The organism is Streptomyces sp. NPDC051684 (assembly GCF_044453445.1).
Taxonomy (GTDB): Bacteria; Actinomycetota; Actinomycetes; order Streptomycetales; family Streptomycetaceae; genus Streptomyces.
Genome location: NZ_JBITCS010000029.1, coordinates 21031 through 45528 on the forward strand (window position 1 = coordinate 21031; position 24498 = coordinate 45528).

At 70.7% G+C, this 24498-nt stretch carries 21 protein-coding genes and 1 pseudogene; 11 read left to right on the forward strand and 11 right to left on the reverse strand.

Annotated elements, in window-relative coordinates:
• The first annotated feature begins 3 nt into the window (after nucleotides 1-3).
• The 3 genes from ACIA8D_RS29900 to ACIA8D_RS29910 are packed head-to-tail and all read left to right on the forward strand — an operon-like array spanning nucleotide 4 to nucleotide 3172.
• The gene (locus ACIA8D_RS29900) at nucleotides 4-954 is read left to right on the forward strand and encodes a carbohydrate ABC transporter permease (protein WP_399237139.1); all 951 of its coding nucleotides are present in this window, start codon (nucleotides 4-6) and stop codon (nucleotides 952-954) included.
• A 5-nt stretch (nucleotides 955-959) separates the two neighbouring features.
• On the forward strand, nucleotides 960-1784 hold the full coding sequence (locus ACIA8D_RS29905; RefSeq protein ID WP_399237141.1) for a carbohydrate ABC transporter permease: 825 nt from the start codon (nucleotides 960-962) through the stop codon (nucleotides 1782-1784).
• Between the two features lie 8 nt (nucleotides 1785-1792).
• A complete protein-coding gene (locus ACIA8D_RS29910) occupies nucleotides 1793-3172 on the forward strand; it encodes a GH1 family beta-glucosidase (protein WP_399237143.1) in 1380 nt (459 codons plus the stop codon).
• Nucleotides 3173-3180: 8 nt separating this feature from the next.
• Here the strand turns inward: ACIA8D_RS29910 and ACIA8D_RS29915 are convergent, their stop codons facing one another.
• The 7 genes from ACIA8D_RS29915 to ACIA8D_RS29945 form a co-directional block, all read right to left on the reverse strand.
• Nucleotides 3181-4587, reverse strand: a complete 1407-nt coding sequence (locus ACIA8D_RS29915; protein ID WP_399237144.1) for an MFS transporter — start codon at nucleotides 4585-4587, stop codon at nucleotides 3181-3183.
• A gap of 182 nt (nucleotides 4588-4769) precedes the next feature.
• Nucleotides 4770-5744, reverse strand: a complete 975-nt coding sequence (locus ACIA8D_RS29920; protein WP_399237146.1) for a dipeptidase — start codon at nucleotides 5742-5744, stop codon at nucleotides 4770-4772.
• Between the two features lie 4 nt (nucleotides 5745-5748).
• Nucleotides 5749-6477 carry a hypothetical protein gene (locus ACIA8D_RS29925; RefSeq protein ID WP_399237148.1) on the reverse strand — a complete coding sequence of 243 codons (729 nt, stop codon included), beginning with the start codon at nucleotides 6475-6477 and terminating at the stop codon, nucleotides 5749-5751.
• 2 nt (nucleotides 6478-6479) lie between these two features.
• On the reverse strand, nucleotides 6480-8174 hold the full coding sequence (locus ACIA8D_RS29930; RefSeq protein ID WP_399237149.1) for a hypothetical protein: 1695 nt from the start codon (nucleotides 8172-8174) through the stop codon (nucleotides 6480-6482).
• A gap of 45 nt (nucleotides 8175-8219) precedes the next feature.
• Entirely contained in the window at nucleotides 8220-8984 is a 765-nt protein-coding gene (locus ACIA8D_RS29935; RefSeq protein WP_399237151.1) for an IclR family transcriptional regulator, read from the reverse strand.
• A 116-nt stretch (nucleotides 8985-9100) separates the two neighbouring features.
• Entirely contained in the window at nucleotides 9101-10639 is a 1539-nt protein-coding gene (locus ACIA8D_RS29940; protein ID WP_399237152.1) for a cellulose binding domain-containing protein, read from the reverse strand.
• Nucleotides 10640-10781: 142 nt separating this feature from the next.
• Nucleotides 10782-12251, reverse strand: a complete 1470-nt coding sequence (locus ACIA8D_RS29945) for an APC family permease (RefSeq protein ID WP_399237153.1) — start codon at nucleotides 12249-12251, stop codon at nucleotides 10782-10784.
• Between the two features lie 120 nt (nucleotides 12252-12371).
• Between ACIA8D_RS29945 and ACIA8D_RS29950 the strand changes: the two genes are divergently transcribed.
• Together ACIA8D_RS29950 and ACIA8D_RS29955 are read left to right on the forward strand one after the other, a co-directional pair.
• On the forward strand, nucleotides 12372-12962 hold the full coding sequence (locus ACIA8D_RS29950) for a TetR/AcrR family transcriptional regulator (protein WP_399237154.1): 591 nt from the start codon (nucleotides 12372-12374) through the stop codon (nucleotides 12960-12962).
• A gap of 65 nt (nucleotides 12963-13027) precedes the next feature.
• The gene (locus ACIA8D_RS29955) at nucleotides 13028-14974 is read left to right on the forward strand and encodes an FAD-dependent oxidoreductase (protein WP_399237156.1); all 1947 of its coding nucleotides are present in this window, start codon (nucleotides 13028-13030) and stop codon (nucleotides 14972-14974) included.
• Nucleotides 14975-14990: 16 nt separating this feature from the next.
• Here ACIA8D_RS29955 and ACIA8D_RS29960 read toward each other — a convergent pair whose 3' ends face one another.
• Entirely contained in the window at nucleotides 14991-15890 is a 900-nt protein-coding gene (locus tag ACIA8D_RS29960; RefSeq protein WP_399237158.1) for a helix-turn-helix domain-containing protein, read from the reverse strand.
• Nucleotides 15891-16037: 147 nt separating this feature from the next.
• On the opposite strand from ACIA8D_RS29960, the gene ACIA8D_RS29965 reads away from it, so the two are divergent.
• The 3 genes and pseudogenes from ACIA8D_RS29965 to ACIA8D_RS29975 all read left to right on the forward strand — a co-directional run bounded on the left by ACIA8D_RS29965 (nucleotide 16038) and on the right by ACIA8D_RS29975 (nucleotide 19629).
• Nucleotides 16038-16856 carry a phytanoyl-CoA dioxygenase family protein gene (locus ACIA8D_RS29965; RefSeq protein WP_399237160.1) on the forward strand — a complete coding sequence of 273 codons (819 nt, stop codon included), beginning with the start codon at nucleotides 16038-16040 and terminating at the stop codon, nucleotides 16854-16856.
• Nucleotides 16857-17139: 283 nt separating this feature from the next.
• A complete protein-coding gene (locus tag ACIA8D_RS29970) occupies nucleotides 17140-18618 on the forward strand; it encodes a hypothetical protein (RefSeq protein WP_399237162.1) in 1479 nt (492 codons plus the stop codon).
• 10 nt (nucleotides 18619-18628) lie between these two features.
• Nucleotides 18629-19629 (forward strand): annotated as a pseudogene (locus tag ACIA8D_RS29975) (IS5 family transposase).
• Between the two features lie 108 nt (nucleotides 19630-19737).
• Here ACIA8D_RS29975 and ACIA8D_RS29980 read toward each other — a convergent pair.
• From ACIA8D_RS29980 to cynR, 3 genes are all read right to left on the reverse strand, one after another.
• Complete coding sequence (locus tag ACIA8D_RS29980) at nucleotides 19738-20064, reverse strand: hypothetical protein (protein ID WP_399237264.1); 327 nt, start codon at nucleotides 20062-20064, stop codon at nucleotides 19738-19740.
• Between the two features lie 177 nt (nucleotides 20065-20241).
• The gene (locus tag ACIA8D_RS29985; protein ID WP_370443954.1) at nucleotides 20242-20319 is read right to left on the reverse strand and encodes a 50S ribosomal protein bL37; all 78 of its coding nucleotides are present in this window, start codon (nucleotides 20317-20319) and stop codon (nucleotides 20242-20244) included.
• Between the two features lie 87 nt (nucleotides 20320-20406).
• The gene (gene cynR, locus ACIA8D_RS29990; protein ID WP_399237164.1) at nucleotides 20407-21348 is read right to left on the reverse strand and encodes a transcriptional regulator CynR; all 942 of its coding nucleotides are present in this window, start codon (nucleotides 21346-21348) and stop codon (nucleotides 20407-20409) included.
• 150 nt (nucleotides 21349-21498) lie between these two features.
• Here cynR and ACIA8D_RS29995 point away from each other — a divergent pair, with 150 nt between their 5' ends.
• The 3 genes from ACIA8D_RS29995 (at nucleotide 21499) to ACIA8D_RS30005 (ending at nucleotide 24428) form a co-directional block, all read left to right on the forward strand.
• Nucleotides 21499-22008 carry a nucleoside deaminase gene (locus ACIA8D_RS29995; RefSeq protein ID WP_399237166.1) on the forward strand — a complete coding sequence of 170 codons (510 nt, stop codon included), beginning with the start codon at nucleotides 21499-21501 and terminating at the stop codon, nucleotides 22006-22008.
• A gap of 68 nt (nucleotides 22009-22076) precedes the next feature.
• Nucleotides 22077-23522, forward strand: a complete 1446-nt coding sequence (locus tag ACIA8D_RS30000; protein ID WP_399237168.1) for an MFS transporter — start codon at nucleotides 22077-22079, stop codon at nucleotides 23520-23522.
• Nucleotides 23523-23582: 60 nt separating this feature from the next.
• Nucleotides 23583-24428 (forward strand): PP2C family protein-serine/threonine phosphatase, encoded by an 846-nt coding sequence (locus ACIA8D_RS30005; protein WP_399237170.1) that lies wholly within the window; start codon nucleotides 23583-23585, stop codon nucleotides 24426-24428.
• Nucleotides 24429-24498 lie beyond the last annotated feature (70 nt).

Below are 24498 nucleotides of genomic sequence, written 5' to 3' on the forward strand. Positions count from 1 at the left end.
GCCATGTCGACCACCACGGCCACCGCACCCGCCGTCCAGCGCAAGGCAGTTCAGAAGACAACCGACCCGGCGCGCGCCAGAAGCCGCCGCAGACTGAGCCAGTGGGGGTTCATCGCCCCCGCCGTCGTCTTCATGCTGCTGTTCTTCGGCTACCCGCTCGTCCGTAACATCGTGATGAGCTTCCAGGACTTCTCGCCGTCCACGTTCTTCGACGGCAAGTCCCCCTTCAACGGCGCCGACAACTGGAGCAAGGTCTTCCACGACGACCTCTTCGGCAAGGCGCTGTGGCACACCATCGTCTTCACGATCGGCTCGCTGCTCGGCCAGTTCGGCATCGGACTCGCGCTCGCCGTCTTCTTCACCAAGCGGTTCCCGCTGAACGGGTTCCTGCGCTCGCTGATCCTGCTGCCGTGGCTCGTCCCCATGGTCGTCTCCGGCATCGTGTGGCGCCGCATTCTCGACCAGGACACCGGCGTGCTGAACTCCTTCGCCGAGACCATCGGCCTCGGCGGCGCCACCCCTTGGCTGACCAGCCCCGGCATGGCCCTGTTCTCCGTGATCATGGTGAACATCTGGATCGGCATCCCGTTCAACATGGTGATCCTCTACGGCGGACTCCAGGAGATCCCCAAGGAGTTGTACGAGGCGTCCTCCCTGGACGGCGCGTCCGCCTGGCGCACCTTCCGCTCGATCACCCTGCCGCTCCTCAAGCCCGTCATCACGGTCGTGCTCGTCCTGGGCTTCATGTCGACGGTCAAGATCCTCGACCTGATCCTCGCCCTCACCGACGGCGGCCCCGCCGACGCCACCCAGACGCTCGGCACCCTCACGTACCAGAACTCCTTCGTTCAGCTCGACTTCGGCGCGGGCGCCGTCGTCGGCAACGTCCTCATCCTCATCTCCGCCGTCTTCGCGGTGTTCTACCTGCGGGCCAACCGCTCCGAGGGGAAGTGACCGGCATGGCGAACGCCACCACCGCGTCCGGGCGCCGCTGGGGCGCAACCGTCGCCGGGATCGTCATCCTCGGCGTCATGCTGTTCCCGCTGTACTGGATGATCAACACGGCCCTCCAGCCGGAGTCGGGGCTGCTCGAAGTCTCACCGGTACCCGGCTCGTTGGACCTGTCCGGCTTCACCTCCGCGATCACCGAGCAGGGCGGCCATCTGCTCACCTCGCTCGCCGTCGCGCTCGGCGCCGTCGTCATCTGCCTGGCCATCGCCGCGCCCGCGGCGTACGGGCTCGCCCAGTTCCGGCTGCGCGGCAGCCGCACCATCGTCTTCGGCACCCTCATCACGCAGATGGTGCCGGGCATCGTCATCGCCAACGCCCTCTACAGCGCGTACGTCGATCTGGGCCTGGTCAACTCCTACTTCGGCCTCATGCTCGCCGACGCCTCGCTCGGCATCCCCTTCGCCATCGTCCTCATGCGCTCCTTCATGGTGGCGATCCCGAAGGAGGTCATCGAGGCGGCCGAGGCCGACGGCGCGGGCAAGCTGCGTACCTTCGTCCAGGTCGTCCTGCCGATGAGCCGCAACTCCCTGATCACGGCGGGCCTGTTCTCCTTCCTCTACGCGTGGAGCGACTTCATGTTCGCGCTCACGCTGAACACGACGGACGACGTCAAGCCGGTCACCCTCGGCATCTACCAGTACATCGGCGCACACGTCGGCGACTGGGGTTCGGTCATGGCCGCGTCCGTCCTGTCGGCGATCCCGGCCGCCGTGCTGCTCGTCCTCGCCCAGAAGTACATCGCCGCCGGAATCACCGGCGGCTCCATCAAGTGAGGCTGCTCATGACCGAACTGCCCGTATTCCCGGAAGGCTTCGTGCTCGGCGCGGCCACCGCCTCGTACCAGATCGAGGGCGCCGCGAAGGAGGACGGCCGCGGCCCCTCCATCTGGGACACCTACAGCCACACACCCGGCCGTACGCACGAGGGCGACACCGGAGATGTGGCCTGTGACCACTACCACCGCTACCCCGAGGACGTGGCACTGCTGCGCGACCTCGGCGTCGACTCGTACCGTTTCTCGATCGCCTGGCCGCGCATCCAGCCGACGGGCGAGGGCCCGGTCAACCAGAAGGGCCTCGACTTCTACGCGCGGCTGGTCGACCAGTTGTTGGAGGCGGGCATCGAACCCGCCGCCACGCTGTACCACTGGGACCTCCCGCAGGCACTGGAGGACAAGGCCGGCTGGCGGGTCCGCGAGACGGCCGAACGCTTCGGCGAGTACGCCGGCATCGTCGCCGAGCGCCTCGCCGACCGTGTCCCGCGCTGGATCACCCTCAACGAGCCCTGGTGCAGCGCCTTCCTCGGCTACTCGGTGGGCCGCCACGCACCGGGAGCGCAGGAGGGCACCGGCGCCCTTGCCGCCGCCCACCACCTGCTCGTCGGCCACGGCCTGGCGATGAAGGCGTTGCGGGCGGCGGGCGTGCGCGACGCGGGCATCACCCTCAACCTCGACCGCAACGTCCCGGCCACGGACACGGCCGCCGACCGCGCGGCCGTCACCCGCGCCGACACCCAGCACAACCTCGTGTGGACGGAACCGATCCTCGCCGGCCGCTACCCGACGACGGAGGAGGACACCTGGGGCGAACTCATCGCCGCCCAGGACTTCCGCCGAGAGGGCGACCTCGAACTCATCGCCCAGCCCCTCGACTTCCTCGGCGTCAACTACTACCGCCCGATCGTCGTCGCCGACGCCCCGCACCGCGAGCCGGACCCGGCGCGCCGCGTCGCCACGGACAACCGCTACGAGGAGCGCCCCTACCCCGACGTCCGCCGCACGGCGATGGGCTGGCCGGTCGTCCCCGAGACCTTCACCGACCTGCTGACCGCCCTGAAGGCCCGCTACGGCGACGCCCTTCCGCCGATCCACATCACCGAGAACGGCACAGCCGAACACGACACCCCGACCACCGACGGCACCGTGCACGACACCGACCGCGTCGCCTACCTGCACGACCACCTGACGGCACTGCGGGCCGCGATGGACGCGGGCGTCGACGTGCGCGGCTACTACGTCTGGTCCCTGCTCGACAATTTCGAGTGGGCCCTCGGCTACGCGAAGCGCTTCGGGATCGTGCGGGTCGACTACGACACGCAGGAGCGGACGCCGAAGGAGAGCTATCACTGGTATCGGAGGCTGATCGCGGCGCACCGGCGCTGACCGTTCCGTCAGGCCGTGATGTCCTCCAGGCTCCGGTCTCGCGTCGAGGTGCCGAACGCGGCGACGGCCACCACCGCGACCACGATCACGGCGCACAGCAGCAGGAAGACGCCGACGAACGTGAGCGAGGTGTAGGCGGCGCCGAGGATGATCGGTGCCAGGGCCGCGCCCACGCGGCTGAAGACAGCGGACGCGCCGACGCCCGTGCCGCGGATCCATGTCGGGTAGACCTCGGGCGTGTACGTGTACAGAGGCGCGTAGGCACCATTGAGGAAGAACGCGAGGGCCACACTGCAGACGATCACTACGGCGTCGCTGTGGGTCGTCGCGGCGCCGAGCGCGGCCAGCGCGCCGGCCAGCAGGAAGATGACGATGCTCCACTTCCGGTCGAGGCGCTCGGACAGTACGGCCGCCGGGTAGTAGCCGAGGACCTGGGCGACCTCGATGAGGATGGAGTAGCCGAAGCTCTCGCTGATGGAGAAGCCCCGATCGACGAGGAGCGTCGGCAGGAAGACGAGGAAGCCGTAGTAGACGAAGCTGAAACAGAACCAGAGCACCCAGACGAGTCCGGTCTGCCGCACCAGCGGAGGCCGCCACAGCGCCAGGAACCGGGCCAGTCCGGTCGGTTGGCCGTTCGCGGGGCCCGTAGCCGCCGCGTGCCCCATGGGCGCGGGCTCGGGCAGCGGCGCGCCGGTGGCCTCGCGGACCTTGTCCTCCAGACGCTCGACCTCGGCCAGCGCCTCGTCCACCCGCCCGCGCGAGACCAGATAACGCGGTGACTCGGGCAGACTGCGCCGCCAGAACACAGCCAGGATGATCGGGAGACCGACCACGATCTGTGCGATGCGCCAGCCACCGTCGAAGGCCTGGATGATGAAGTAGCCGATCAGTGCGGCGAGTACGTAGCCGAAGGCGAAGAACCCGGCGAGCGAGCCGACGAAGTGCCCGCGCCGGGACGGTGGCGAGAACTCCGCCAGGTACGGCATCACGATGTTGGCGTTGATGCCGATGGCGACGCCGCCGACGATGCGGGTGGCGACGAGCACGAAGGCGTCGGGGGAGAACGCGCCGAGGATCATCGCCGCGCTGTAGCAGGTCATCGACCAGACGAGGAGATTGCGCCGGCCGGTGCGGTCGCCGATGAAGCCGACGAGCAGCGCCCCGATCACGGCGCCGATGAGGGAGGAGCTGCCGAGCAGCCCTTGTTCCAGGCCGGAGAGCGCGAAGACACCGGCCACGATGGGCAGCAGGAACGAGACGATCCCGTTGTCCATGCCGTCGAAGGTGGTGCTCAGGCCGCCCTTGAGGAGGATGCCGCGCTGGACGCGGGTGAACGGCAGCCGGTCGAGCCGGGCCGCCACTTCACGGGCGGCGCCGGTCAGCTGGTGGGGTGGGGTGGAGGTCTGTGGGGTCACGGTGACCGCCCTTCGGGACCGCGCCGGACGAGCGCGGCACGGGATTGGGGAGGAGTGGGGGCTGTCTCCTTGCGGTGGTGCGGGTGGTGCGGGTGGTGCGGTCTTGCGGATCGAGCAGGGTGGTGCGGGCGCCGGGGCAGGGCGGGGCCACGCCCCGGCGCGGGGGAACAACAGGTGGGGTGTCAGGCCGGCTTGAGGACCTGGCGGTAGAAGCGGAGCCAGTTGCCACCCATGATCTTGGCGACCTCGTTCTTGTCGAACCCGGCGTGCTCGGAGAGGCACTGGGCCAGGGCCGGGAAGTCGGCGGTGGACTCCATCCAGGTGATCGCGGGCGCCTTGCCGGGCGTGCCGGACAGGGCGGCGCCGCGCTGCTCGGTGCGTGTCCAGCGGCCCTTGCGCATCCACTGGAGTTCCGGCTCGCCGCTCTTGCGGCTCAGGTCGGTGCCGATGCCGACGTGGTCGATGCCGATCAGGTCGACGGTGCGGCGCACCATGTCGCACCATTCCTCGCGGCTGTTCGCCCACGGCCCGCTGATGTTGCGGTACGTGGCGAGGCCGAGCATGCCGCCGCCGGCCGCGAGTGCCTTGAGCAGTTCGTCGCCTTTGTTGCGCGGGTGGTCGTACAGGGAGCGCGGGTTCGCGTGGGTGACGGCGACCGGGCGTCCGGAGACCCGGACGGCGTCGAGCCCGGTGCGCTCGCCGACGTGGGAGAGGTCCACGACCATGCCGAGCCGGTTCATCTCCTGGACGACCTCCCGCCCGAACCGGGACAGGCCGCTGTCCTCGGGCTCGTAGCAGGAACCGCCGATGGCGTTCTGGTTGTTGTACGTGAGCTGCATGACCCGCAGGCCCATGTCGTGGAAGAGTTCCAGGAAGCGGATGCGGTCCTCGATCGGCGAGGAGTTCTGGGTGCCGAGGAGGATGGCGGTGCGGCCGTCGCGGTGGGCCTGTTCGATGTCGTCGGCGGTGCGGGCGATGCGGATCAGGTCGGCGTTCTCGCGTTCCAGGTCGCGCCAGCGGCCGATCTCGTCCATCGTCTCCGTGGCGTTCTCCCAGAACGCCAATGTGGGTGTCACGCAGGCGAGTTGACCCGTCCTGAGCTCCTGGAAGACCTCGCGGTCGTACAGGCTGCACTCGAGGCCGTCGATGTAGAGCACGCCGTCACCTTCCGTCGCTGGGTATGGGGGTCGCGCCGGCGCCGGCGGGCTGGTCGGCCCAGTCCTCGCCGACCTCGCCGACGATCCGGCCGCTCTCGTCGAACACCGAACGTCCGGTGTGCTGCCGCGACAGGTCCGAGTCCGGGGTCAGTGCCTCGTTGCCGAGGTGGAACAGGCTCCACCACAGGTCGGCGGACACGTCGAGACCGTGGCGAAGTACGTGGTCCACGGGGGGCATCGTGGCGGGCGGTGGATCCTGCAACGGGACGCAGTCCAGAGTCCGCTCGCCGGGAGAGCCGCCGCCGACGGTGAGCGCCACACCGAAGTCGGCCGCCTGCACGGGCAGAGCGTCGAGCAGCTCCGGCCGGACCACATCCGTCACGGTGATGCGGGCCTGCACATGGCGGTGGGTCAGCGCCACGGCCAGGTCGAGGAGATCGGGCGAGGCGACGAGCGCGTGGCGGCCGCGGGCGTCGACGAGGGTGTCGGGTCCTTTCGCGCGGCGTCGGCTGCGCAGTCCCGCCGTTGTGCGCAGCATGTCGGCGTCCTCGTACAGTCGGCGCAGCGCGTCGAGTTCCAGGGACTCGGCGACGACCGTCGTGTCGCGGGCGGCGGGAACCGCGCCGCGCGGCACGCCAAGCGCCCGCAGCACACGTCCGGTCACCAGACGGCACTCGCGCAGTGAGATGTTGACGGATGAAGTGGCCGTACGGGTGTTGGAGGTTGAGGTCACGATCAGTCACGCTCCTCGGGGCGGCGGGGGTAGATCCAGTCGAAGGCGTGTCCCTCGGCGAGATCCGTGCGAGTCGGCGCGCCGTGGAAGAGGAGACCGAGCACGCTGCGGCCGAAGGCGTCCACGGTCTTGTCCAGGCCGTGGAACGCGGCGTTCATCAGCCGCACGATGTGCACGGGGACGAAGTCCTTCGCCAGCATGTTCATGTGTGGCGAGTGGTGGTGGCGCCCCGCGAGGCCCTGCGCCCGGGTCACCGCCCAGCGCTCCTCTGGATGTTCGGCGAGGAATTCCCCGACGAGGGTGTCACCGGGCACCTTGTCGAGGGCTGCGGCGAGCCGCTGGATGTCGCCGGGCAGGTCCAGGGCCCACTCGAAGCCGCCGGGTACCTCCTCGACCGGACCGCGGCGCGGTTCCTCGGCGTCCCGTGACTTGTACCAGCGGAAGTACCGCTGGTCGGGGTCGTCCAGGTCGTGGTCGAGGGCCCAGGCGTACTCGCGGGTGAGCAGGTCCCGCAGTTGCGTGACGGTCTCCTGCGGGCGGTGGCGCAGTGTCTCGTCCGTGGGCTGGTGGCGCAGCAGGGCATCGGTGTGTTCCGGGCGCAGCTCCAGCAGGACGGCGTCGAACACCTCGACGGACTCCTGGCACACCCGGTCGTCGGGAAGCCCGGTGAGGAGATCGCCGAAGACGGCGTCGGGCCCGGCGCCCGCCAGCCGCTCGACGATGACGCGCAGCCCGTCGGCCACCACGCACGACGCCGTGAAGTCGTGGTAGGTGAGCGGGTCCTGGTCGTGGAAGTCGACCGCGCGCGCCAGGAGTTCGGCGGCCCGGTCCGCCTCCGCCGAGCCCGGTACCACCGGGATGCGGCGGGCCTCTGCCACTGCCGTGCGGCGCAGGGTGAGCCAGCGGTCGAGCAGCACCGGATGGTTGTTCGCGAAGAACACGAGGCCGAGCGCGGAGCCGTTGCCGAGGCCCAGAAAGCGCCGCAGCTCCGGGTCGAGCCGTGCGGCCTGCGGCGCGCGGCAGCGGGCGAGGTGCTCGACCAGGTCCACGGAGAACTCGCGCATGAGATACGCGGCGAGCATCTGCGCGTGGTACGGCAGGCGCAGCGGGTGGTCCTCCTCCAGCGCCCCGAACGAGCGGGTGCCGAAGGTGCCGTTTCCGTCCAGGCCCGTGTTGCGCATCAGGTAGCCGACCGGCCACAACTCGGCGACGCGCGGCTGGCGGCCGGCCGCGAGGTGCTCGATGACATGGTCGAACAGACGCAGGCTGCGGTTGGAGCGGCACCACACGAGACTGCCGGGCGTGGCCCGCCCCGCGTACAGCTTCGGCATCTCCTCGCGCGTGGCGCGCAGGTCCTCGTCGGTGGCCTCGCCCTCGACGAGCGCGCCCATCATGTCCCAGTCGGTGCCGATGATCCGTCCGGTGCGCCCCTCGAGCTTCGGCTCGAAGGAGAACACCATGAAGTCGAAGACGGCACTGGGCGTGCGCACGCGGTACACCGCCTCGCCCCGGGCGCGCTCATCGATGTCGAAGCGCACGAGGTCGACCGTCCACCGCTCCCGCGTCATCAGGTGCATGAGCGAGCGGCTGGCGCTGAGCCTGCTCGGGGCGAGGGTGGCGAGCCGCTCGGGACGCATGAAGGCCGCGGCGGGTTCGGGGTGGTCCTCGGAGGGCCGGAGTTCGCTCCGGGTGGTCATGTGACTCCCTTCGGAGAGGGGACTGCGCGAGCGCAGCTGCGGTGGTCAGGCCGTCCAGGAGGTGTGGCCCTCGCCGAGGCCGGCGGTGAGCCGGGCCAGATCGGCGGCGGCGTCGGCGAGCACGTCCTTGGCGGACAGCGGGTCGAAGCGGGTCTGGGGGCCGACGGCGCAGAGCGTCACCGTCGGTCGGCCGGTGCGGCCGATGAGCGGGAAGGCGATGGCGGCCAGGCCCTCGTCGGCGTACTCGGGGATCAGCGCGTAACCCGCCGTCCGGATCTCGACGAGCTCCTCGTCGTCAGGGAGCGGGACGCCACGCTCGCGCAGCGCCGCCAATGTGGCCTCGTCGGCGTGGGCGATCAGCGCCCGCCCCGTCGCGCCGCCCCGCAGCGACATCCGCCGGCCGAGCGCGAGCGTGACATGGGCCGTCGTGCCGGGCTCCGCTCGCTTGACCACGCGGGTCGCGTCGTCGTCGAGGACCGCGAGACACACCGACTGGCCGATGCGCTCGGCGAGGTCGGCGAGGACGCGAGAGACACGTTCACCGAACCCGGCGTGCTGAAGCGCGGCGTTACCCAAGTGGGCGGCTTGTACGGTGAGTTGGTAGGCGCCGTCGGGCAGCTGCTCCATCCAGCCCGCGGCCACGAGCGTGACCAGTTGGCGGTGCACCTCGGAGCGTGTGGCGCCGACGGCTCGGGCCAGCTCCGCCACCCGCACCGGGTCGGTGGTCTCTCCCACCACGTCGAGGAGACGCAGCAGCTTGAGGGCGGAGGTCATGGGCTTTGTCGTGTTGTTCGCTTCGTTGGTCGTCATAAAATGTAGGACACCATCCCGTATTTCGTGACGCCAATTATGAAGACCACGGCCAGAGTTGAGTCAAGAGGCAAACAACCGCTAAATCTCAGCGCTGGTTGGTGCGTCGTCGCACGTCAACGAATGTGTGACGCGAACGCCTTCATGAACGCGCCCGTCGACTGCCCCACCCCGCTGCACGTCGCCGCCGCCGGGCCGCCCGGTCCGTCGGGGCAGGCGTGGTCGCGGGTCGCGGACCACAGGGAGAGCCAGGCCATGCCCTTGGACTTGGCGAACGCGCCGAGTTCGGCGGCGTCGGAGAGGGTGAACACCTCTTCGTCGATGTCGTTGACACCGATCATCGGGGTGAGTGCGACGCGGTTCCAGACCGCGCGGTCGGAGCCGCCGACGATGTCCTTGAGCTGGGCGTGCGTGGCCTCGGCCGCGTCGATGGCGTACGCGCCCATCCGGCCGCGCGGGTGCGGCGCGGGGGAGGAGCCGAAGTTCATGGCCATGGCGTTGACGGCGCCGATGTCCACGCCGTGCTTCTTGGCGTTGCGCAGGAGGGACAGGCCGTCCGCCGTGATGCCGCGGGGGAGGGTCGGGAGGGTGAACGACACGTCCAGGCCCGGGTGTTGGCGTTGCAGCGCCGCGACGGCCCGGTTGCGGCGGTCCACGCTCGCGCGGTCGCTCAGCGCGTCGCCCTCGATGTCGAAGTCGACCTTGGTCAGCTTGTAGTGGTCGATCACCTCCTCGTAGGCGGAGGTGAGGCGGGAGGTCGATGTGCAGGTGCGGGCGAGTTCGTTGCCGCTCTGGCCGCCGAAGGAGACACGTACGTCGCCGCCCGCGGAGCGCAGCGCGCCGATCCTGGCGGCGACCGGGTTGTCGTCGAGCGTCGACCTGCCCCACTGGGGTGTGCAGTCGCCCTTGGGCTTCACGAAGGCGAGGGTGTAGGTCTTCACGCCCGTGTCGCGGGCGGACCGGGGCAGGTCGAAGGCGGGGGAGAGGGAGGTGTCGACGTACGGGGCGAACGACACAGGCTGGGGCGGGGAGGTCGAGTGGGTCGGCTTCGGCGTGTGCTTCTTCGGCGGGGAGTGCGAGGGGTGCGGCGACGGCGAGGTGCTCTTGGCGGGGCTCGGTTCGGGTATCGCGCCGATCGTGCAGGGGGCGCCGTCGACGGAGCAGTCCGTGGGGCGCGCGCCGGACGTCGAGCGGGCCTTGAGGGTGAGGGTGAGCGACTTGCCGGCCGCGAGCGGGGCATCGCCCGGGCGGGGCTCGACCGTCACGTGCCGGCCCCGCAGTGCGTAGTGCGCGGGCGACAGTGACGAGAGGGTGGCGCCCTTCGGCAGCGTGAACGACAGCTTCCAGTCGGGGGCTGCTGATCCGCCGCCGTTGTGGAGCACGTAGCGTCCGGAGAAGGCGCTCTGCGAGGTGGTCGTGCCCTGGTAGCGCGCGGTCACAGCCGCTTCCTCGTCGCCTCCGGTGGCCAGCAAGGTGCCGCCCACCGTGGCCGAGACCAGGACGGCCCCGCCCGCCACGAACGCACCGGCGCGGCGGCCGGTCAGGGCGGCCCGCGTGCGCTCCCCCGCGGCGGAGGCGCGCGCGGACAGCCACTCGGCCGGCGAGGTGCGCGGCTTGCGCCGCTTTCCGGCGGGGCCTCGGGACGGGGGCGCCATGCGGGTCCTTCACAATCGGGTGCGGGGCACGGCGGCACATCGTAGGCGCTGTGTTCGGTGTGTGCCTGCCCGGTGTGTGGCCGCGCACAACCAGCCCCGCGTTACGGGGAGTTACCGCATCCCGCATGGGTGATGTGTCGGGTCACTCGGTGCGAATCGGTGCGTCTGCGCGCGACACCGGCATGTCGGGCGTCTCGATGCGCCAGGCGATGGGCCGCCGGTCCTGCACCAGGCAGCGATACCCGTACAGACACACTGAGATGAGGAGGATCGCGACACCCACCAGTGTGTCGCCGATGCCGCCGTATCCCGCGAGCGAGGGATGTGTCACACCGATGGCGACCACGACGACGTTCAGGGCGAGCAGTCCCCACGCCACCGGGATCCAGGCGCGCCGCCGCCGGATCGGCCGCGTCCAGTTCGGACGGTCCCGGCGCAGCAGCAGAAACGCCGCGACGGCGAGCGTGACGGCTGTCAGATAGCCGAAGTTGCTGGCCAGCAGGATGCTCAGGGGCTCGCCCAGCAGCAGCACGATCGCCGCGTTGACCACGGCGTCCAGCGTGAGCGCCCGCCCGGGCACACCCCAGCGGTTGAGCCGGTCCAGCTGGCGCAGCGTCATGCCCTCGCGGGCGAGCCCGTACAGCGCGCGGCCGCCGTCCGCCGTGGTGGAGACCATGCCGAGGAACATCGAGACGACGAGGATGCCGACGCCGAGCGGGGCCATGCCGCCCAGCGCCTTCTCGAAGGCGAGCGCGAAGGCCCCCACCGGGTCGGCCGCGATGGGCTTCTCGCCGACCGACCCCGTCATCGCGAGCGGCACGACGAGGAACAGTCCCAGGGATACGAGCGACGTGGCGCGCAGCGCCTTGGCGGTGTCGCGCACCGTATCGCGGTACTCCGGCGCGAAGGACGCGCAGATCTCCGTTCCGTACGTCGTCCAGCACGTCACGTAGTACCAGACGACGATGGTCATCCAGGACCCGCCGTGGAACCAGGTGAGCCGGTCGACGTCCCAGCTCGTCGAGCGCACGAGCGGCGCCACGACCACCACGACAAGCCCGCACAGCACCACCGCGCTGACCACCTTGCTGGTGGCGGCGGTCAGCCGCGCCCCGAAGTAGTTGCACGCCCAGCCGGCGGCGATGGCGAGGACCGCGATCATCTCGGTGCCGCCGATCTCGTGGCCGAACAGCGGGAACGACGGCAGGCCGGGCAGCCACTGCGTCGTGACGAGGGTGCCGATGGCCGCGCCGTTCACGGCGATGCTGAACGACCAGCCGATCCAGTACCCGAAGGAGGCCACGGCGCCCAGTGGGGCGAAATAGCGTTTCCAGCCCTCGATCGCGTACCGGCTGACGCCTCCGGACATGCCGGGGAACATCGCCGCGGTCTCGGAGAACAGCATGTTCTGCAACAGGCCGACGAGTGCGCCGCCCACCCAGATGGCGATCGCCGTCCAGGCGCCGATGGCCCCGATCGCGTAACCGACGGTGAGGAGCAGGCCGTTGGGGATGACGAGGGCGATGGCGAAACCGTCGCGCCAGGTGAGCGTCTTGCGCAGCGGCTCGGGACCGCTGTGCCCGGCCGTGTGTCCGGCGTTGTGCCCGTCCAAGAGGACCACCTCTGAGGGAATTTGGGGAGGTGAGGACTGTGCGGCAGCTCACAATAATGCGTTATTATTCTCTGGCAAGATGGAGGGCACAGAGACATTCGCCAAAGCCGGGGAGGGCCAGTGGTCGACCGTGAGGATGTGCTGCGCGCGGCGGCGCTCGTGCTTGCCGAACGGGGCCTGGACGCCGCCCGGTTGCGGGATGTTGCGCGGGCCGCCGGGGTCTCCATCGGCGCGTTGCAGCATCACTTCGATACCCGCGACGAGCTGTTCCGTGAGGCCTTCGAGTGGTCCATCGAGCAGCTGATCTCGCGCTGGCGGGCCTCGGCGGCCGACGAGCCGGATCCTTGGCACCGCTTCGAGCTGCTCGTCCAAGCCCTCACGGGGGACGCGGAGTTGGAGCGCCGGTGCGCCACATGGACGGAGTTCTGCGCGAGCGCCGCCCGTCACCCCCGGCTGCGCGACGGCGTACGGGCCGTGCACGAGGAGTGGCGCGCCCTCCTCACCGGCATCGCCGAAGACGGCGTTGCGCAGGGAGAGTTCGTGCCGCCCATTCCCGTGGACACGGCGATCGCCTCGGTCGTGGTCCTGGTCGACGGCTGCGACATGGCGGTGGCCTCGCGCGGGGGTATGACGCCGCAGCAGTACGCCGATGTGCTGCTCGGCACCGCCCGCACGGTGTTCGGAGTCCGGGCGCCCAAGAGCAGGGCCTGAACCCGCCTGCCCAGTAAGGGTGTTGAACCTCAGGGCGCCGCGGCGCGCCGGGACGGAGAAGTCACGTGGAATCGCAGTTCCCGCACCTGTTCAGCCCGCTGCGGATCGCGGGCGTGAGCGTCAAGAACCGTGTCGTGTCGTCCGGCCACGACACCGTCCTGGTGCGCGACGGCAAAGTCACCGACGAGCTCGTCGCCTACCACGCGGCGCGCGCCGAGGGTGGCGTGGGTCTGATCGTCGTCCAGGTCGGCGGCGTGCACGCGAGCGCCCACTACACCTCGCACGTCCTCATGGCCGACGACGACTCCTGCGTCGAGGGATACGCCCGCCTCGCCGAGGCCGCCCACCGGCATGGCGCCACCGTCTTCGGTCAGATCTTCCACCCGGGCCGCGAGATTCTCGAATCACCCGACGGCAGCGCCCCGGTCGCCTGGGCGCCCTCGGCCGTGCCCAGCGAGCGCTTCCACGTGATGCCGCGCGCGATGACCGGCGAGGAGGTCAGTGAGGTGATCGAGGGCTACGGAGAGGCGGCTCGACGGCTGCGCGCCGCGGGCCTCGACGGCGTCGAAGTGGTCGCGAGCCACGGCTACTTGCCCGCGCAGTTCCTCAACCCGCAGGTCAACCAGCGCACCGACGGCTACGGCGGCAGCGCCGACGCCCGGCTGCGCTTCCTGCGCGAATCCCTCGCGGCCGCACGCAAGCACGCCACCGACGACTTCGTGGTCGGCCTGCGCATCTCCGGCGACGAACTCGCTCACGACGGGCTGAGCCCAGAGCTGGTGTGCGACGTCGCCGCCCGGCTCGACGCGGAAGGACTCGTCGACTACGTGTCGGTGTGCGCCGGAAGCTCGGCCACCCTGTCCGCGGCCCAGCACATCGCGCCGCCGATGGCCCACCCGGCCGGCTACACCGCGCCGATGGCCGCGCGCGTACGCGACGTGGTGGGCGTCCCCGTCATGGTCGCGGGTCGCATCAACCAGCCGCAGGAAGCGGACACCATCATCGCCAAGGGCCAGGCCGACGCCTGCGCCATGACTCGCGCCCTGATCTGCGACCCCCGCATGCCCGGAAAGGCCGAACGCGGCGACACCGAGGAGATCCGCGCCTGCATCGGCTGCAACCAGGCCTGCATCGGCCACTTCCAGTCGGGCCACCCCATCTCCTGCATCCAGCACCCCGAGACCGGACGCGAGGTGCGCTTCGGCACCCTGCCGTTGATCACACGGCGCAAGCGCGTCGTGGTCGTCGGCGGCGGCCCGGCCGGTCTGAAGGCCGCGGCGGTCGCGGCGGGACGCGGACACGACGTGACCCTGTACGAGGCCGGCCGACGCCCCGGCGGCCAGGTCCTGCTCGCCCAGGAGCTGCCGGGCCGCGCCGAGTTCGGGGGAGCGGCCACCAATCTGGAGGGCGAGGCGCGGCGTGCCGGGGTCCGCATCGTCACCGACGCCCGCGTCGACCACGCGCTGCTCGCCGACGCCGCGCCCGACGCGGTGATCCTGGCGACCGGCGCCCAGCCGCTGCGGCCTCGACTGGAGTGCCTGGACGACCCGGTCGTCCTCGATGCCTGGCAGGTCATCCAGGGCGCCCGCACGCCGCGCGGCCGCGTCCTCGTCGCCGACTGGCGCGGCGACTGGGTCGGCCTGGGCGTCGCGCTCCTCCTGGCCCAGCAGGGCCGCCGCGTCACCCTGGGCGTCACGGGCTTCGCCGCAGGGGAGCACCTGCAGCAGTACGTGCGCGCGGCCATGCTCACGGCGGCCGTGCGCGCGAAGATCGAGGTCGTCCCCAACGTCCGGCTCTACGGTGCCGACAACGACACGGCCTACCTCCAGCACACCCTGACGGAGGAGCCCGTGGTCCTCGACGACATCGCGGCGGTCGTCCTGGCGCAGGGACACACACCCGTCACCGACCTCACGGACCTCCCGGGTGCCGTGGCGATCGGCGACTGCGTGAGCCCCCGGTCGGTGGAGGAAGCGGTGCTCGAAGGGCTGCGGGCGGGGGCGTCGGTGTGACGGACGGCGCGCCCGGTCATTCCGGCGGCGGCTGCGCGGCGTCCGTCCGGTAGCCGGTCGGCGGCACCCCGAAGCGCTCCCGGAAGGCCCGGCTGAAGTGGAAGGGGCTCGCGAAGCCCGCGGCCCGTGCGACCTGGCCGATGTCCAGGTCGGTGGCGTCCAGGAGCTGTTGGGCGTGGCCGAGCCGCGCGGCCCGCACCGCCTGCATCGGCGTACGGCCGGTCTGCTCGGTGTAGAGGTGCGCGAACCGTGAGGGCGACAGGGCGACGTGGCCCGCCAGCGAGCGGACCGTGTGCGGGCCGCCCGGATCCGCGGCGACGATCGCGTCGGCTCGCACCACACGCGGATCGCGCAGCGCCGTGGCGGCCCGGCCCGCGGCGGCGGTGGATCCCGTGGCCAGCAGCAGCACCTCCTCGATCGCGCCGAGCGCCAGCTCCCGGCCGGGCCCGGCGGAGGCGATCGCGATGCCCGTCGGGTCCTGGGCGGGCGGCGCCTCACCGTCGGCCCAGCGCGCGTCGGCGTGCAGCCTCCGGAACGCCGCGTCGACCCGGCCGCGCGCCGGGCCGGGCACCCCTGCCACGCAGTACACGCCGCCGTCCCGCGTGTGCTCGCGCAACCAGGCGGGCCAGGCCGCGCGCGGCTGGAAGTGCACCCACCAGCCGCCCCAGGAACGTCCGGCGGGGTCGGTGCGGTAGGCGTGCGGGCGGTGCGCGGGGAGCACGGCGAGATCACCCGGCCGCTGTGCGATCCAGGAGCCGCTTCCGCGTATCTGGCCACGCCCCTCCGAGGTCCACATGAGCAGCCAGTTGGCGGCGCCCGCGGCACGGGTCACCCGGTAGTCGGCGGGCTGCGAGAACCGCGAGGCGACCAGCAGCCGCGCCGGCGGGGACGGTGTGTCCGCAGCAGTTTCAGGCATGTGCGCGCTGGTGCCCGTCATTCGGTGTCCGCCGCCTCGGCCGTAGGTTCGGATCGGTCCGCCGGCGTGCGGACCACGAGTGGGCAGCAGTCCAGCACACGGTGCGCGCCCGCTCAAGACACGTCCGACGGCCGAGAGGAACATCCCGTGCAGACAGACGAGTTCGACGTCCGAGACACCGCGGCCTTTCAAGAACGGTTCCGCTCCAGGGGCTACGCGATCGCCCGCGCCCTCCTCGATCCCGCCGAGACCCGTGAACTGGCCGAGGAATTCATGGAGTTGCAGGCCTCGGGCGCCGTACCCGGACACTTCGAGCCCAAGCCGCAACCGGCCGACGGCGTCCTCGACCCGCTCCTCGCGTACCCCCGCGTGATGCAGCCGCACCGCTTCAACGGCCTTGCGCGCCGCCGCCTCCTCGACCCGCGCCTCGCGGGCATCCTGGAAGGACTCTTCGGCGAGGAACCGCTCGCGGCGCAGAGCATGTTCTACTTCAAGCCGCCCGGCGCCCGCGGCCAGGCCCTGCACCAGGACAACTTCTACCTACGGGTCGAACCCGGCACCTGCATCGCCGCCTGGGTCGCCCTCGACCGCATCGACCGGGACAACGGCGGACTCGAAGTCGTCCCGGGCACACACCTGATGGATCTGTTCTGTCCCGAAGAGGCGGACGCGAGCCTGTCCTTCGCGCGCGAGTACGTGCCGCCGCCCCCGGGACTCGTTCCCGAGCCCGTCGACATGGAGCCCGGGGACGTCCTGTTCTTCAACGGCACGTTGGTCCACGGCTCAGGACCCAACCGCACCACGGACCGCTTCCGCCGCTCCTTCATCTGTCACTACGTCGGCCGCTCCACCGAACGCATCGCCGGCTACTACGGATTGCGGACGATGGACGGGCAGGTGGTGGAGGCGCAGGAGAGCACCGGCGGCGGCCCGTGCGGAAACGAGTTCGCGCCCGCCCCGCACTGACGGCCTGAGAGCCTGTGAACAAACCCCCGTCTGCGCTGCGGCGTCCGGCACGCACGCTCGCTGCGTTGCCGAACCGCCCGAGTAGCTCCGCTACTGGGGCGCGTATCGGGTCGTGATCAGCATGTGCGTTGTGGCTGCAGACGCTGTCGGCGGACCCTCAGTGGTTCGCCGTCCGTCGTGTGATCCACGGCCTGCCCACCGGCCAGTGCGTTACGGGCCGACCTGCTGATCTCGTGTGGCCCGGTCAGCGCGCACGTGAGAGCTTCAGCGAGAAAGGAGAACTATGACCGACTACGGACACCAGATCCAACGACTGCGCGAGCTGGGACCGAGATACTCCGGCAATGACGCCCATCGCACCCTGATCGAGGACGTGGCGAGCGAACTCTCCGCACTCGGATACACCGTTGAACGTGATACCCATTCCTTCGAGCGATGGGATGTCGCGGACGGCGGCAGCACCCTCACGATCGGCCAGAAAGACATCACCGTCTCCTCTCCCTGGCCCTACTCCGGCGAGACCGGACCCCAGGGAGCCACAGCGCCACTGACACTCGTCACCGGTCTACCCAAGGACTGGACAGCGGCCGCCGGGAAGATCGCCGTCATCGACGTGCACAACCTCGACGTGCCGTCGAAGCTCTTGTTCGACACCTGGTCGGAGGAACTCCCCTTCGAGACCGTCGCCAACCCCGTCATCGGATCCGAGTTCGCCGGAACCGACCTGACGAAGGCCCGCGAGGCCGGCGTCGTAGGAGTCATCGCCGTCTGGAGCGGCCTCGCGGACGACGCGGCACGCGGGCAGTACCTGCCCTTCACCCGCGACTACCAGGGCATCCCGGCCCTCTGGGTACCGGAATCCGAACGCGACATCGTTCTCAGCGCCGCCGAGCGCGGTGACACCGCCACCCTGACCCTGGACGCGACCAAGACCCCGGACGCCTCCATGGACACCCTGTGGGCGGTGTCTGCCGGATCCGGGCCGAACGCCGACGAAGCAGTCCTCGTTGTCACGCACAGCGACGGCGGCAACGCCGTCGAAGAAAACGGTCACCTCGGACTCCTCGCCCTCGCACGCGACGCAGCGACAACCCCTCACAACAGGACCATCGTCTTCGTCTGCACCGCCGGACACCTCCGCATCCCCGCCGTCACCCAGCACGGCCAGGCCACGACCGCGTGGCTCAACGCCCACCCCGAGCTCTGGTCCCCCGACACCGAGGGCCTCACGGCCGTCGCCGGACTGGCCATCGAACACCTCGGCGCCAAGCACTTCGGGATCAATCCCGCTTCCGGGCACTACGAACCCGACGGCACTCTCGAGCCGGAAATCCTGTACGCGACGACAAGCGAACTGGCAGAACTGACCCGCGCGACGTGGAGTGGTGTCACCGTCGGCTCCTCCACCCCCCTGAAGCCGGGAGCACTCGTCCACCTGGGTGAAGGCGAGCCACTCCACGACCAACGTATCCCCGCTGTCGCGCTCGTCACCGGCCCCCTCTACCTCCTCGCAGAACTCGAGGGAGACCTCGTCGACATCGACGCCCTCACCCGCCAGATCGACAGCTTCCGCCGCCTCCAGACCCACTTGGCAGGACCCGCCGAAAGCCCATCATTCGGCACAGTCAGCCTGCCGACGAAAGAAGAGAAAGCCCTCGCCGCCGACCAGGTACTTCGTTTCGTCCAGGCCCAGCACCAGGGGCGCGTAGCGGTCGTGATCAATCTGCGGGCTTCCCCTCCGTGTGGATCCTCGAACCGGTAGATCGTCTTGCATGACGCGAACGCAACTGACCGAAGCAGAGTGGGAGTTCATCGAGCCGTACCTGCCGATCGGCGAGTACGGCCCGTACCCGATGCGGCTGCGGCAGCAGTTCGAAGGGGTCGTGTGGCGGTTCGCCACTGGAGCGCAGTGGCGGGAGATCCCGGCCGAGTTCGGCGCCTGGCCGACCGTCCACAACCGGTTCCGGCAGTGGCGCGACACCGGTGTCTTCGAAACCCTGCTGGACGGGCTGATAGCTGAGGCCGCGAAGCGAGGCGAGGTCGACCTGTCCCTAATCAGTGTTGACTCCACCACGACCCGGGCCCACCACGACGCCGCCGGGATGCACCTCGCTCCCGGCGTACTCGACGCCCTGGAGAAGGCCGCCACCGAAGAGAAGCTCAGACCAAAGGGGGCGGCAGCGGGGAACGAAACGTGCAGGACACCGACGATGATCCCGTACGCGAGGAACGGCGGCGCCTGCGACGCCGGCGCAAACTCGGGCTGAAGGCCGCACTCCTGGGACGCTCCCGGGGCGGGCAGACCAGCAAGATCCACCTCGCCGCCGACCGCAAGTGCCGCCCACTGGCGTTCGTCCTGACCGCGGGCCAGGCCGCCGACAGCCCGCAGTTCATCCCCGTACTGAGCAAAGTGCGAATCGGCGGGCCTGTCGGCCGTCCTCACACCCGGCCGGACGCAGTCGCCGGGGACAAGGCTTACTCGTCCCGCGGCAACCGCGCCCACCTGCACCGACGCGGCATCAAGGTCGTCATCCCGGAGAAACGCGACCAGGCAGCCAACCGGAAGAAGAAGGGCCGAAAGGGAGGACGGCCCGTCGGCCACGACGCCGATCTCTACAAGGAAAGGAACACCGTCGAGCGCCTGATCAATAAGCTCAAGGGATGGCGGGGCATCGCCACCCGCTACGACAAAACCCCCGAAAGCTACCTCGCCGGACTTCATCTGCGTGCCTCGATGATCTGGATCAAAGACCTCACCCGAACCACTCATTGATCACGACCCGATACGCGCCCTAGGACGCTCCGGCGCCTTGCGATCGCACGCACCGGACGCCGCAGCGCCCGCCCTTCGGGCGGACGACGGGGGTTTGTTCACAGGCTCTCACCCCGATTCCGGGCCCGACCTGCCGTTGATCTTGTCGATGGCCTGGCGGGCCTGCTCGGCCGGAGCGTGCCCGTTCGGGGCCAGGGCCGGCAGCGCCGCGGCACTCGCCTGGGGCGGCTTGGCGTGGGAGGCGGCGGGCGGACGGGAGCGCAGCCGGTGGCTAACCGCCTCGTCCAGCGTCACGGACCGCTGCGCCCGCGCGGCGAGCCTGCTCGCCTCCTGTCCGATCGCGGCGACGTCCTCCCACGTCAGCCGCAGCACCACGGCGAGTTCCGCCTCACCGTCCGGCAGTGCGTGCAGGGATGGTTGGCCGGATTCCAGCATCTCCACGGTCCTCCTCCGCGCCTCGAGGCGCGTAGCGAGCAGTGCGTCGCACAGAGATACGTGCGCCCCGGTGGGCGCGTTCAGTCCCGGCGGGCACGGCCGGATGCACGCCGGGAAACGGAAGCGGGGCGGCAGATGTGCTCTGCCGCCCCGCTCCGTATCGCTGCCGTCAGTCCCTCAGGACTGGGGACGGCTGCCGTGGTTGGCGCCGTTCTTGCGGCGGGCCTTCTTCTTACGGCGTCGCTTCGAGGACATCGATACCTCCCAGGGTGTGGTGTTTCTTGTCGTTCTCCCTGGATCTGTCCAGGCAGCGCCCGGGCTCATACCCGTGATCATGCACGTCTAATGTGTGTCCTGCGTCACACGGGTTTGAGATTCGGGCGGCCGGAGCGGATGGGCCTCGACATGCGCGCGCACGAGCTGGGCGAAGGCGTCCGCCGCCGCGCTCCGGTAGCCGTCCTCGCGGCGCAGGAGCGCGGCCGTTCGCGTGGGCAGGGGAGGGGCGACCGGGACCGGCGTCAGATGCGGATGGCCGTGGGTGACCGGGTCCGGGAGCACGGTGGCGAGACCCGTGCGCTGCACGATGTCGATCAGCGTCTGCAGGGAGTTGGCCTCCACCGCGATCAACGGCCGCACCCGGTGCTCGGCGAAATACGCGTCGATCCGCCCGCGCGTGGCGAAGTCCTGGCTGAGCAGCGCGAGATGCAGATGGTCGAGGTCGGCCGCCGTCCACGGCCCGTCCGCCGCACGGGCGGAGCCGGCCCCGTCGCCCGTGACCAGGCTCAGGTTCTCCGTGAACAGCGGCTCCACCGCGATCCCCGGTAGCTCACCGCCTTGAAACGCAATCCCCAGATCGCACGCGTCGGCGAGCAGTTCCGCCTCCAGCAGGTCCTGCGTCAACTCCCGCACGGAGACCGTGATGCCCGGATGACTCTCGCGCAGCGCGGCGATCAGCGGCCCGACCAGATACGCGGTGAACGTCGGCGTCACCCCCAGGCGCAGATGCCCGCGCGACAGGTCGCGCACGTCATGGATGGCCCGCTCCCCGGCGGCCAGGTCCCGCAGCGCGCGCCGCGCGTGATCCAGATAGGCGCGCCCCGCGTCGGTCGGCCGCACGGTGCGCCCGCCGCGGTCGAGCAGCTGCACGCCCAGGCTCCGCTCCAACTGTCTGACCTGCTGGGACAGGGTCGGCTGGGAGATCCGCAGCGCCTCGGCGGCGCGGGTGAACCCCGCGTGCTCGACCACGGCCATGAAGTAGCGCACCTGACGCAGTTCGACGGACATGCTCCCAGCGTACGAGCAGGTATAGAGAACACCAATAGAACTCATGCCCAACGAGTCTTTGACGCTATAGCTCCAGTTGATGCACGGTGAATCCATCGGCCCGCTCCTCCGGGAGCGTCCGATCAGGAACGGCACAACAAGGAGCTCGCCATGGACGTCAAGGACTTCGCACAGCGCACCATCGACATCGCCCGCGCCAACGTCGCCGACGGAGGGCGTCCCTTCGCCACCGTCATCGTCCAGGACGGCGAGATCATCGTGGAGAGCCCCAACCAGGTCGCGCAGACCAACGACCCCACCGCCCACGCCGAGATCCTCGCCATCCGCGAGGCCTGCATCAAGCTGGGCACCGAGCACCTCACCGACGCCACGATCTACGTCCTCGCCCACCCGTGCCCGATGTGCCTCGCCGCGCTCTACTACTGCAGCCCCGCCGAGGTCGTCTTCGTCACGACCCGCGACGCCTACGCCCCGCACTACGTCGACGACCGCAAGTACTTCGAGCTCGACACCTTCTACGGCGAGTTCGCCAAGAACTGGGACGAGCGCCGGCTGCCGATGACCTACGAGCCGCACTCCGATGCCGTCGACGTCTACCGCGAGTGGCAGCGGCGCAACGGCGGCGACCGCCGCGTCCCCGGCGCCCCCACCAGCGCCTGACGCCCCGACGGGGTGCGAAGATCACCCCGCCCCTCTTTGGAACCGGATCCCACGGACCACCACACAACATGACACAGGACTGCGCCGCCGCCGCGGCCACCGCCGCACCGGCCCCGCCCGCCCCGCCCCGCCGCTGGTGGGGCCTGGCGGTGCTCGGCCTCGCCCAGCTGATGATCCTGCTGGACGCGACCATCGTGAACGTCGCGCTCCCCTCCATGCAGCGCGACCTCGGCATGAGCGACGCGGCCCGCCCCTGGGCCATCACCTCCTACACCCTCGCCTTCGGCGGGCTGCTCCTGCTGGCGGGCCGGATCGCCGACCTCGTCGGCCGCAAGCGGGTCTTCCTGACCGGCCTGGCCGGCTTCGCCGTCGCCTCCGCCGCCGGTGGCGCGGCCCCGGGATCGGGAACGCTGTTCGCGGCGCGCGCCCTGCAAGGAGTGTTCGCCGCGCTGCTCGCCGCGAGCGCCCTCGCCCTCATCACGACGACCTTCCCCGACCTGCGCGAACGCCGCCGTGCCATCGCGATCTTCGGCGCGCTCGGCGGCGCGGGCGGCGCCCTCGGTGTCACCCTCGGCGGCGTGCTGACCGAGACCGCCGGCTGGCGCTGGTGTCTCTACGTCAATGTCCTCTTCGCCGGGGCGGCCCTCGCCGGCAGCGTGCTCATGCCGCCCGACACGGCGCCCCGCACTCGCGGCCGCCTCGACATTCCCGGGGCGCTGCTCGCCTGCGGCGGACTGACCCTGCTCGTCTACGGGTTCAGCGCGGCGGAGAACAGCGGCTGGACCGGCCGGCCCGTGGTTGCGGCGCTGTCGACGGGCCTGGTGCTGCTCCTCCTCTTCGCGTTCTGGCTCCGCAAGGCCCGCACCCCCCTGCTCCCGCCGCGGCTGCTGCGCGACCGGGCCAGGGTGGCGGCCCTCGTGGCGGGTGCCTGCCTGATGGCGGCGCAACTGTCCCTCTCGCTCTTCCTCACCTTCCACCTGCAGACCGTCCTCGGCTGGTCGGCGGCCCGCACCGGCCTCGGCTTCCTGCCGCTGAGCGTCGTCACCACGCTGACCGCGACGCAGCTCGGCACCCGGTTGCTGCCCCGGCTCGGCGCCCGCGTGATGATGGTCAGCGGCCTGTGCGTCGCCGCGTCGGGCCTGTGGTGGCTCAGCCGCCTGACGGTGCACGCCGACTACGCGAGCGGCATCCTTCCCGGTCTCGCCCTGTTCGGCATGGGCATGGGCGCCACGTTCCTGGCCCTGATGACCACCGCCACCTCGAACCTGCCGCCCGAGGACTCCGGAATCGCCTCGGCCGCCCTCAACTCGGCCCAACAGGTCGGCGGCTCGATCGGCTCCGCCGTCTTCAACACCGTGGCGGCGGGCGCTGCCGCGGGATTCGCGGCCCCGCACCGCACCTCGCTGCTGCACGGCTTCACCACGGCGGTGCGCTGGCCGCTGGTCGGCCTGCTGCTGGCCGCGCTCGCCGCGGCGGTCCTCGCCCGGCCCCGTACCGCGCACGCGGGTCGTTGACGTGCGACCGTCGCGCCGCACGGGCACAGTGGGGGAAAATCTCCTGGAACGGGGCGAACGATGTTCCGCAGCGAGTCCCTCGAGGACGGTCAGGCACTGCTGACCAAACTCGGAGCGCTCACCGCCCGCGCGCGGGAGCTCGCGCAGTTGCAGCGCTCCCGGGTCGAACTGGCGGTGGCGCTGCAGCGGGGCATGTTGCCCCGCGACCTGCCCCGCCCCGAGGGCGTCCGCCTCGCCGTGGGCTACATGCCCGCCAACCACGGCCTCAACGTCGGCGGCGACTGGTACGACGCGTTCACCATGGCGGACGGGTGTATCGGCCTGTCCATCGGCGACGTACAGGGCCACAACATCCAGGCCGCCGCGTACATGGGGCAGGTCCGGGTCGTGCTGCGCGCGCTGGCCTCCGTCACCGGAGACCCGGGAGAACTGCTCGCCCGCACCAACGACCTCCTGGTCTCCCTGGACACCGATCTCTTCGCCACCTGCACCTTCCTGCGGCTCGACCCGGCCAGCGGCACCCTGGAGACCGCCCGGGCCGGTCACATCCCGCACATCTGGGCCACCGCCGACGGCCGGTCCGGCATCGACGACACGGAGGGCGGGCCCCCGCTCGGCGTGCTGGAGGGGGCCACGTTCCCCGTCGCGTGCCACCGCCTCACCACCGGCGGTGTCTTCGTCCTGCCCACCGACGGCGTGGTCGAGGGCCCCTCGCTCGACCTCGACGAAGGTCTCGGCCAGGTGCGGCGGCTCGCCGAGGTGACCGCGGCGGCCGGTCTCGGCGTCAACACACTCGCCGGGGGAGTGATGAAGCTGGCGGACTCGGTGGGGCACGAGGACGACGCCGCCGTCCTCGTCGTCGGCCACGACGTCGGCTCCGTGGGACGGCGCCCGCCGACCGGCTGATGGGTGCGCGTACTCCACACGAGCGGAGGGCTTCGCGTGGCCGAGTCGACCCGGGCGGTGTCTGATGGCT

Excerpts from the sequence above, each read along its gene's own strand:
- ACIA8D_RS29910 (WP_399237143.1), top strand. The coding sequence starts at position 1,793 with ATGACCGAACTGCCCGTATTCCCGGAAGGCTTCGTGCTCGGCGCGGCC.
- ACIA8D_RS29940 (WP_399237152.1), bottom strand. The coding sequence starts at position 10,639 with ATGGCGCCCCCGTCCCGAGGCCCCGCCGGAAAGCGGCGCAAGCCGCGC.
- ACIA8D_RS29935 (WP_399237151.1), bottom strand. The coding sequence starts at position 8,984 with ATGACGACCAACGAAGCGAACAACACGACAAAGCCCATGACCTCCGCC.
- ACIA8D_RS29980 (WP_399237264.1), bottom strand. The coding sequence starts at position 20,064 with ATGCTGGAATCCGGCCAACCATCCCTGCACGCACTGCCGGACGGTGAG.
- ACIA8D_RS29930 (WP_399237149.1), bottom strand. The coding sequence starts at position 8,174 with ATGACCACCCGGAGCGAACTCCGGCCCTCCGAGGACCACCCCGAACCC.
- ACIA8D_RS30000 (WP_399237168.1), top strand. The coding sequence starts at position 22,077 with ATGACACAGGACTGCGCCGCCGCCGCGGCCACCGCCGCACCGGCCCCG.
- ACIA8D_RS29995 (WP_399237166.1), top strand. The coding sequence starts at position 21,499 with ATGGACGTCAAGGACTTCGCACAGCGCACCATCGACATCGCCCGCGCC.
- cynR (WP_399237164.1), bottom strand. The coding sequence starts at position 21,348 with ATGTCCGTCGAACTGCGTCAGGTGCGCTACTTCATGGCCGTGGTCGAG.
- ACIA8D_RS29985 (WP_370443954.1), bottom strand. The coding sequence starts at position 20,319 with ATGTCCTCGAAGCGACGCCGTAAGAAGAAGGCCCGCCGCAAGAACGGC.
- ACIA8D_RS29970 (WP_399237162.1), top strand. The coding sequence starts at position 17,140 with ATGACCGACTACGGACACCAGATCCAACGACTGCGCGAGCTGGGACCG.
- ACIA8D_RS30005 (WP_399237170.1), top strand. The coding sequence starts at position 23,583 with ATGTTCCGCAGCGAGTCCCTCGAGGACGGTCAGGCACTGCTGACCAAA.
- ACIA8D_RS29900 (WP_399237139.1), top strand. The coding sequence starts at position 4 with ATGTCGACCACCACGGCCACCGCACCCGCCGTCCAGCGCAAGGCAGTT.
- ACIA8D_RS29905 (WP_399237141.1), top strand. The coding sequence starts at position 960 with ATGGCGAACGCCACCACCGCGTCCGGGCGCCGCTGGGGCGCAACCGTC.
- ACIA8D_RS29960 (WP_399237158.1), bottom strand. The coding sequence starts at position 15,890 with ATGCCTGAAACTGCTGCGGACACACCGTCCCCGCCGGCGCGGCTGCTG.